This is a genomic window from Chamaesiphon sp. OTE_75_metabat_556, assembly GCF_031378165.1.
Taxonomy (GTDB): Bacteria; Cyanobacteriota; Cyanobacteriia; order Cyanobacteriales; family Chamaesiphonaceae; genus Chamaesiphon.
Map to the genome: position 1 here is coordinate 1 of NZ_JANNDR010000406.1, position 9,043 is coordinate 9,043.

Here is a 9,043-nt window from a genome sequence, read left to right on the forward strand (position 1 = left end):
GCCGGATCTTGTGGCCGTCAGGGTCGCAAATTAGGAACTGGCGATCGACTTCTAACGAATTAGTACCTGGTGACACCACGTCTGAAAAGATCGGCAGGCGAGCATTTCTGAGTTGTTGGACAGTCTCGATCGCATCAGCGACAACAATCGTCGTTTGCGAACACCAGCCATCGTTGGCTTCAGTGTCGGTCGGAATCGCGCGTCCGTCGTTAGGTTCTAGATATTCTAGTAGCTCGATGCCGATGCCAGCAGAAGCTTTCAGGCTAGTAATCTTCACTTTGGGATGAGCGACACCGCTTAATTGTGCTTGCTCCAATCCAAAATTTTCACTCTCTTGCTGCAATTTCAGCCCCAAGAGATCGCAGTAGAAAACACGACTGGCGGCTGTATCTGTCACCACGATCGCGGTATGGTCGATGCCTAAAAATAGGTCAGTGGTCGGTTGTTGCCATTTGGGATCGCCTTTATCAGGAGGGAAGTGAATTAGTTCGAGATTGTGACCGTCAGGATCTTGACAGTAAAAAGCCTCGATACCGCCCGCAACCGGGTTCCAATCGGGCAAGGTTTGGGGCTGGGGAGAGATCTGGACGATGGCATGTTGGCGGACATGTTGGTAAGCGCGGTGCATATTGCTGACGACGATCGCTAGATGCTGGAACCAGACATCGTTACTACGGGAATTTAAGGGGATCGAACGACCCTTATCGGTCAGGAATTCAGTAAGGTCGAGTGTTTCTGCACCCAGTTGCAACACGACCACCCGCAGATGGATTGTTGCCATTTCCTGGATCTGCTCGGTTTGCAGGGATAATTTGTCGATCGCTTCTAAACCAGTGATGCGACGATCGGCAATCTTGGTAAATGTTAGGACGGTGGTATAGAAATCGATCGAGCGATCCATATCCGCCACCGTCATTCCGATCGATTTAACAGCAGTCATTCGATCTGGATCTCCTTAAGTGCTAGAGACTTGACCGCCAGTGACTTCGAGGATCGCTCCCGTCACAAAGCTACTATCTTCGCTGGCAAAATAGACATAAGTCGGTGCGAGTTCTTCCGGCTGGGCAGCGCGTTTCATGGCGTTATCCTTGTCGAAATTATCCACTTGTTCCTTGGTCATCGTGCCGGGAATTCCGGGCGTCCAGACGGGGCCAGGTGCGACGGCATTGATCCGAATTTTGCGTTTGGCGAGGTTTTGGGCGGCGGCTTTGGTAAAAGCATTGATAGCTCCTTTGCTAGCGGAGTAATCGACTAAAAATTCTTTGCCAATCAGACCGAGGATACTACTAGTATTGATGATAGCGTCGCCCGCTTTCAGGTGTGGTAAGGCGGCTTTGAGCATGTAGAAATAGCCAAACATATTGGTTTCCATCGTCCGGCGGAACTGTTCGTCTGAGATCTCTTCGATCTCGAACTTCACCGCTTGATAGCCAGCATTATTGACTAGGATCTCTAGATGTCCAAATTTTTTGACGGTTTGGGCGACGGCTTGCTGACACTCGGCGGAATCGCGAACATCAGCTTTAATCGTCAGACAATGTTGACCTTTTTCTTCAACTAGGGCTTGAGTGACATTCGCATCGCGATCGTTTTCGTTGTAGACGATCGCGACATCGGCACCTTCCATGGCATAGGCGATCGCGACTGCCCGACCGATACCCGAATCACCGCCGGTAATTAGGGCGACTTTACCTTGGAGTTTGGCTGCTGGCTTGTAGTTGGACATATCGCTGTCTGGTTGCGGCGTCATGTCTTCCTGGCTGGCCGGATAAGGCAGCGTTTGAGCGGGAATTTGTGCGGCTGTCGGACGAAATTCGGTAGTCATAATTAGCTGCTGTTTGGGGTAGTAATGTTTGCGGTGTGTGGATAGTTCTTCAGGTAGCTCTGGGAAACTGCCAAGTTGAGCCGAATATTTACTTGAGTCGATCGAGTAAGATCTCCCCGACTCTGAGGGCATTGGCAATAATCGTCAGCGTGGGATTCGAGCCGATGTTGGAGGGAAAGAAACTACCATCGACGACATAGAGATTGTCTAGATCGTGAGTGCGACAATCTGGGTCTAAGACAGAGGTTTGGGGATCGGTACCAAATCGACAGGTACCGCACTGATGGGCGACCCAGCGCAAGGGAAAGTTTTGACTATAAAATCGCGAATTCGGGTCGGGATCGAGCGACTTCAAGACACCGATCCACCGATGTACCAGTCGATCGAACGCCTGCATATTATTTTCGGTGTACTCTAGCGAAATGCTATCCTCCTTTAGATGGACTCGATTATCAGGGTCGGGCAGATCTTCGGCCATCAGCCACCAGTCCACCGAACGCGCTGCCGCAGTTTCAGCCGAAATGTCGGCATCGATCGTCAGCGGGACTTCGTTGGCTAACATCTCGCGATTGACTTTGCCAGATAGCTGAATTTGTCCCATCGGGTAGGGAAAGTCTGGCTCGCCCCAGTAGAAATCATTAACAGCCAAAGTTTTTGCAAATACTGTCGGGTTGGGTGTGGACATCACCGCCACGATCACACCGCAGTTATGTTTCATGAAATTGCGTCCGACGAGATCGGAACTATTGGCTAAACCGTGAGGGTGTTGATCGTTACTTGATCGCAGTAGTAGGGCGGCGGAATTAATCGCACCGCAAGCAACGACGACCAAATCGCTGCTAAATGTCATCACTGCACCCGCGATTTCGGTTTCGACACCCGTTATTTCTCGCCCCGTAGGACTGGTGTGCAGTCGCAGCACTTTGGCATCAGTCAGCAGCGTCACATTGGGATACTCGATCGCCGGACGGACGGTCATCACCTCTGCATCGGCTTTGGCATGGAGCAGACAGGGATAGCCATCGCAGGTTTCACAACGGATACACCCACTCAAAAATTGCTGGGCTTCGTTGAGCTTAATCGCCATCGGTAGATAAAACGGGTGAAATCCTTGGGCTTGGAGGTCGTCGCTGAGTTCCTGAATCCGAGGTTCGTGACTAATGGCCGGATAAGCATAGTCTCCAGTCGTCCAGGCTTCGGTAGGGTCGAGTCCCCGCTGACCGTGGACGTGGTAGAGTCGTTCGGCTTGGGTATAGTAGGGTTCAAAATCGGCATATTTGAGACACCAAGCGGGGGAGATCCCACCCTTGTGTTCGATCGCTTCAAATTCGCGTTCTTTGGCTCTAAATAGCGCGCCGCCGTAGAACTTGGTATTGCCACCAACCCAATAGCCCGTAGCGGGTTTGAGGTCTTCATTATCTTTGTCTCGCCAGGTTTCCGCATTGAAGTAGCGGTCTTGCTTTTGAACCTCGATCGGGTTCCAGTTCGCTTTTTCTCTAGGTAAGAAGGTGCCGCGCTCTAAAATCAGGATGTTTTTGCCGCTGGGGGCGAGTCGATGGGCGAGGGTGCCACCGCCTGCGCCGGTACCGATGATGATGATGTCGTAGTGTCGATCGGTCATGTAGATTGTAGATATTGCGGATTCGATCGCGGGCGAGGATCTGTGGACAGTCCTAATGAAGTGGTGTGGATCTGGTAATAGTGCGCTGAAGCTGGGATTGAATGATATTAGTTAAGTGTCCACTGTAATTAATTGGTGACGATTTCCGTTGATATTGACGCACTGACGGAAGACGATACCAGGGTAACGAGGGGTACTCATGATGCTCCCAGTGGTAGCCAAAGTGATAGCAAGTCAAAAACGACCAGACGATCGGGTAATTGCTGCTGACGGCGTTGTGCGAATTTTGGTGCTGACTAGTAGGTGTAGTTTTGCCAGCCGATCGATGGGGTAAATAAGTCCCAAAGTAGAAAAGCTGCATCGAACTCAAGAAGATCGGCAACACCCAAAATAAATAGTGCCAATGTGAATCTGCCGAAACTTTGATTGACCTGGCGATGTCCTGGTAGCACCGAGCCATGAATCGCATCGTGGGCGACAATAAATAGTCCTGTCTGAATGAATGTTCGCCCTAGTATTACGGGCAAAATTCCGACTGGTAAGAGCTGGGTGACATCCAATTTACAGACATAGATGAGGCTCCCGATCCAGAGTGATCCGGTCGCGATCGCCACTAGCAGTCCGGTCAGTGGCGGTGATTTAGGAGCGTGCGGCACGTAATTCTGTCTCGCTGAGTAATACCATCGTCTCTGCACCGACTCTGCCAAATTCAGGCTCTCGACCTAACGGCATCTCGACTAGATACGTCCAATGTTGGGCTTCAAACGTGACGTGCCGCACGATCCCTTCGCCACCGAAAAATTTGACCTGTTGTGCTAGTTTAAAGACGTGTATTTTATCAATTGTTGGCATCATCGATCAAATTTCCTCAATTCGCTATTGATGTTTTCTATTACAACAGAAAGCATCAAATATCTTCTGTATCTTTCTGAAGAAAAAATCGATATTAGTCTATACCTTTTGACTGCGCTAGCTTTGCGTTTGATCGATAAATCAGAGTTGGCACCGATTGCTGATAGTCATACCCTTTGAGATCGCGGCGTTAGAAAACGCTCGATATTTGTTGATAATTTATTTTCAATCGCAGTCGATCGCTAATGTAGATTGCGATCAAAATTACCGATTTGCGATCTCTAAATGCAATTTGTTTTTATCTGCAAAACCATGAACATCTCTCACAAAGCACGATCCCCGACTTTTGTTAAAAGTCGGGGATCTAAATATTAGAGACGAGTAGCGATGACGTTACTAAACTGATGGAGCCGTGCGAGCGAAGACTAGCCATTCGCTTACACCTGCGGCTTGGAGAATTGACTCAGCGCGATCGAGATCGATTTCGGTGCCTTTGAGCACGACTAGATAGTTACCTTGCTCCAACAATTCGCTGTAGTGTTTGGCCTGCGCTTCAGGGAGCGTAATCCCGATCTCATTAGTGAGCAATCCGCCCGATACCGCACCATAAAAGGCTCCAGCGGCCATCCCGACCAAGACTACCGCCCCACTAAAGGCGGGAAAAGCTAGGGTCGTCAGTCCAGCGACTAAACCACCAGCGACGCTACCGATCGTACTAGCACTAGCAGCACTATGCTGAATTCGATCAAGCGGTCGGTCGCGGTTGAGGTCTACTTCCGATTCCACCACCGGATCGCTCAGCTTGCCCAACGTAGCATCTGTTGTCTGGGGATGAGGATCGACGATGGAGATATTATTCATGGAAAAACCATTTGCTTGCAGTTGGCTCATTGCTGCTTCAACTCGACTGCGCTCTGAAAACATGCCGACTGCATTTTTACGTGCTGATGCCATCTCGTTGTGCCTACTATGTAGAGATCGGCTTCTCATTCTAAAACTAAAGTTTTGTGATCCGCTCTATCAAACTGAAGATTATTGGCGATCGAGTTCTATGCCTTTTGTAAGCGGTGCTGAATTCAGGGTAGGGGCAATTCATGAATTGCCCCTACCCTGAATTCAGCTTCAATCGATCGCGGTTTCGCTAGTTGCTTCGAGGTAGATTGCGTTTAACCTGTCTAAAAGTTCTATTTCAGCTAATTCCAGAGCTGTCAGTGCGAGGGAAATCGCGATCTTCATGAGTTCGTCTTGCGATCGATCTGAGTTACTTCGGCGCACGATTTGACCTGAATAATCGCAATTTGGCTCGCAATATTCATCCCCATTGGGCTGCAAAAACTGCTCGAAGGTATCCGGTATCGAGCGAGCTACTAGATCGCCAGATCCTAGCTCTCTGTCGAATTTTGCCAAGCGGTTGGGAGTGCAATGCTCTGGTGGCGATGCTCCGCCAACGTGATCACGATCGTGCTGGTGTTCTTCGTACATATGGTTGTTACCTTTACTGCAACTCGGTCGCATGAAGGCTCGATCGGGAGATGTTACATCCTTGCCCAGACGGCAACCTTCGCTCCGTTGTCCTCAACTTAAATATCCGATCGATTAGCCATCGATCGCTGGTGAAATTTTCAAAGACCTCACCACTAATCAGTCCTAACCATTGAAGATCGCTCTAGCACGAGCGATCGACTCTCATCTTACGATTTAAATGTGAGGATATCGTGAGGTGGCGATCGAAAAGTGTGTCGATCGCCACCTTGCCGCCGAGTGTAGCGATTGACGATTAGAGTGAATTGTTGAGAGCGATCTCAAACAGCTTTTCCAACGGCATATCTGCGGCTTTTGCCATCATCGAAATCACACTTGTCCGAGCAAAAGAACAGTACAGTCCTGCTTCTAAGAACCAGGGTTGCCCACTGGGGTCGATCCGGAAATCAAACAGACTGTAATGGCGGCAACCTAGCGCGATATGGCATTTTTTAGCGGCATCCCAAACCCTCGCGGTCATCGGATCTTCAGGATCGACGATCCAGGCTTTGGTATTATTCTTGGCAACCATCTGTAAATCACCATTTTGGTTCTGGCCGAGCTTATCTTCGTAGCGGCGAATCGGCTGAAGATCGCGATCCATCTGATACTCTTCTAAAGGCAAACAAATAAGCTCCCCGTCCCGAACCAGGATACCGCAGCGAACTTCTCGACCCAGTTCGATAAATGTCTCTACTAGCACTTCATCGGCATAGGTGAAAGCTGTCCTTAGTGCAAGATCGTAGTCAGCGTGACTTCTGACTAAAGCTACACCTAGAGAATTATCAGCATTCACAGGCTTGATCACTGCTGGTGGATCGATTGTCATGCTGGCAGGCTCCGCCAACGCAGGCTTGTCGCCAAGGCAAAGCAGTTCTCCTAAAGGCACGTTGACACCTGCCGCTGCAACGATCGCTTTAGTTTTGGCTTTATGAGCAGTTAGTGCCATCACGTCAGGAGTATTTCCCAAGTAAGGAATGTCGAGCAAATCGAATAGAGCGCGATAGGAAGTCATGCCAGGAATGCAGAACATCTGAGGCACCATCACATCGATCTGGAGTGCCATCAGAGTCTGAACTGCTTCAACAACAGACATGGGGCTGGATGAAGCGATCGATTCTCGACTCAGATCGGCTGGGAACCGCCATTGGCGATCGGGTGTAATGTAGGCGATGTGAAATTCATAAAGTGCTGGATTAGCAGTGGACTCCAGACAATCTTGGGCATACAGGCGAGATAAATCGCAGTAAAATTCGCTGACCGCCGAGCCGACTAAGTGTAAAACGCGCAGTACCATAAATTAATCTCCGGCTGGCTCGACGAGTTTACCAATATTAAAATCAATCCGCAGCCAGCCTTTAAGCTGCTGCAAGTTTTCTAGCAATAGCCAGGGGATCTGGGCATGATGAACCATCAAAAATGGGAGTGGATCTGCCCAGTCAAAAATGGCATCTTTACCACTAGCAATGATTTTCAGCCGCTGCCCGATCTGCTGAGGCTGCGTCACCAATCGCCAAATCTCATGGTAAATCCAGTACGTTGGACGACTGGATGTGAGCGGTTGAATCAGGGGAAAATCGCTTTCTAAATAAGCCTTGGCGACATCAGGATGATTGTAAAACATCGTAATCGCTGAATGGGTGCGTGGGTTGCATTCGATCGCATATACACCCCCATCTGCCGTCTGAATGAAATCAAAAGAAACTTGCCCTGTCAGATTTAGACCTTTAACAAACTTTCTCACCCACGCTTCGATCTCCGGCTGATCCACCATTTCATAATTGATTTGAAAGGCTGACGACTTGCAGCAACAATGCAATTGCAATTCCCCATTCCGCACAGTGCTGTGGGTGCAGTATTCTTGCCCAGTCATAAACGCTTGCATAATCCACGGGTTATGCTCGGAAATCGGCAACGCATCAACAAATGCTGCTGTTGCTAACGGTGTATCGCAGGGTAGCTGAGTCAGATTTAACCGCCGCACCGAGTCATAGGGAATGCTCTTGAGAATATATGTTTGCGCTTGCTTCGCAAAATCGAAGTCTAGGATCTGCTGTGGGTCAGTGATGCGATAAGAGTCGGGTACGGTCAGACCTAGCGATGCGGCGATCGCCGAAAATTCAGCTTTATCATCCAGTTTTTGTACCAATTCTGGATCGAAGTGCATCACTTCGCAATACTTGGAGAGTACCTGTTTGGCTTCGGCATCGTAATGACTGGCGACTGGACTACAGACTGGGACATACACATCTACTCCTTCTGTCTGCACGATCTCTAGCAGCGCGTCAATATAATCCTGGGCTTGAGGTTTAGGAATAGTGTAAAAGCGATCGACTGCCCCAGAAAATCGATGCCCTGTGAGCCAATATTTGTGCGATTCGACCAAGATGACCCGATGACCCGCTCGATCAAACGATCGGGCTAGCTGCAATGCTTTGGTCATTTTGCCGCCACTAATCAGGATCGTTTTCGGGTCGGCGGCGATCGTGCTAGGCGGTTGAAATATGGCCGATCTCAGCAACGCGATCGCGGTTAGTGTGAGGTTGAATGGTAGTACTAGCAGCAACAGCATCAAAGTTGCTACTGTTTTGAGGCTTGTTGTCATTACCTCATGTGGCTGTTTGAGATCTGCTTTTTCAAAACCCATGATGATGGAATGTAATTTAGGAAAATAATTCGGCGTTGCTGGGTCGGGAATTGGGGGAAAGAGCAAGATCGATCTGTTTTCTCAACCGGATTTGGTATTACCAAGATCTGTCGATCGCGGTAGCTATTGTTGGGGAGGGGGGGTTTGTTGGAATCTGGTAGTGCTAGGCGGGAATTTCTAGCATTGTCTTGTCGCGCTGTCTTGACCCAAACACATGCGGAGGGAACCTCCGCGTGATTTGGGTCGCTAAACCGTCGGGAAACAAAGGCGTGTGCGCGCCGAAAACCCGCCCCTCCGGTCGATCTACATCATAAATTATATTGTGTGTAGTTTATAGATCTGTAGGGGCGGGTTTATGCCAGTCAATACCGATCTTGCCGTTGGATATCGAACAAACCCGCCCTCCCCACCAGCAGATCTCGAATGGGTTCTACACGCGACGAATCAACGTCAGACCATCTCGCAATGGCAACAACACCCGATCGATCCTCGGATCGTCGGCAATTGTCTGATTAAACGTAGCGATCGCGGCCCCATTAGCTGTAGACTCACCCGCTAAGTAGGGTTGCCCCTGCAT

At 49.5% G+C, this 9,043-nt stretch carries 10 protein-coding genes and 1 pseudogene; all 11 read right to left on the reverse strand.

Annotation, left to right across the window (positions count from 1 at the left end; all coding sequences use genetic code 11):
* Window positions 1-940, reverse strand: a 940-nt coding sequence (locus RMO27_RS16315; RefSeq protein WP_309734393.1) for a VOC family protein, incomplete at its 3' end; no start/stop codon positions are given.
* A 15-nt stretch (window positions 941-955) separates the two neighbouring features.
* On the reverse strand, window positions 956-1,828 hold the full coding sequence (locus RMO27_RS16320) for an SDR family oxidoreductase (RefSeq protein ID WP_396133732.1): 873 nt from the start codon (window positions 1,826-1,828) through the stop codon (window positions 956-958).
* Window positions 1,829-1,913: 85 nt separating this feature from the next.
* Entirely contained in the window at window positions 1,914-3,446 is a 1,533-nt protein-coding gene (locus RMO27_RS16325; protein WP_309734397.1) for a GMC family oxidoreductase, read from the reverse strand.
* Between the two features lie 52 nt (window positions 3,447-3,498).
* Window positions 3,499-3,807 carry a fatty acid desaturase gene (locus RMO27_RS16330; RefSeq protein ID WP_309734399.1) on the reverse strand — a complete coding sequence of 103 codons (309 nt, stop codon included), beginning with the start codon at window positions 3,805-3,807 and terminating at the stop codon, window positions 3,499-3,501.
* Window positions 3,743-4,102: a hypothetical protein gene (locus RMO27_RS16335; protein ID WP_309734401.1), complete on the reverse strand. Its 360-nt coding sequence runs from the start codon at window positions 4,100-4,102 to the stop codon at window positions 3,743-3,745. The genes RMO27_RS16330 and RMO27_RS16335 overlap by 65 nt, the downstream gene beginning before the upstream one ends.
* On the reverse strand, window positions 4,086-4,301 hold the full coding sequence (locus tag RMO27_RS16340; RefSeq protein WP_309734403.1) for a hypothetical protein: 216 nt from the start codon (window positions 4,299-4,301) through the stop codon (window positions 4,086-4,088). The genes RMO27_RS16335 and RMO27_RS16340 overlap by 17 nt, the downstream gene beginning before the upstream one ends.
* A 393-nt stretch (window positions 4,302-4,694) precedes the next feature.
* Window positions 4,695-5,252, reverse strand: a complete 558-nt coding sequence (locus RMO27_RS16345) for a hypothetical protein (RefSeq protein ID WP_309734404.1) — start codon at window positions 5,250-5,252, stop codon at window positions 4,695-4,697.
* A 168-nt stretch (window positions 5,253-5,420) separates the two neighbouring features.
* On the reverse strand, window positions 5,421-5,780 hold the full coding sequence (locus RMO27_RS16350) for a hypothetical protein (protein WP_309734406.1): 360 nt from the start codon (window positions 5,778-5,780) through the stop codon (window positions 5,421-5,423).
* Window positions 5,781-6,075: 295 nt separating this feature from the next.
* Entirely contained in the window at window positions 6,076-7,116 is a 1,041-nt protein-coding gene (locus tag RMO27_RS16355; RefSeq protein WP_309734409.1) for a D-alanine--D-alanine ligase, read from the reverse strand.
* A 3-nt stretch (window positions 7,117-7,119) separates the two neighbouring features.
* Entirely contained in the window at window positions 7,120-8,466 is a 1,347-nt protein-coding gene (locus RMO27_RS16360) for an ATP-grasp enzyme (RefSeq protein WP_396133733.1), read from the reverse strand.
* Between the two features lie 430 nt (window positions 8,467-8,896).
* Window positions 8,897-9,043 (reverse strand): annotated as a pseudogene (locus tag RMO27_RS16365) (SAM-dependent methyltransferase); the annotation flags it as partial.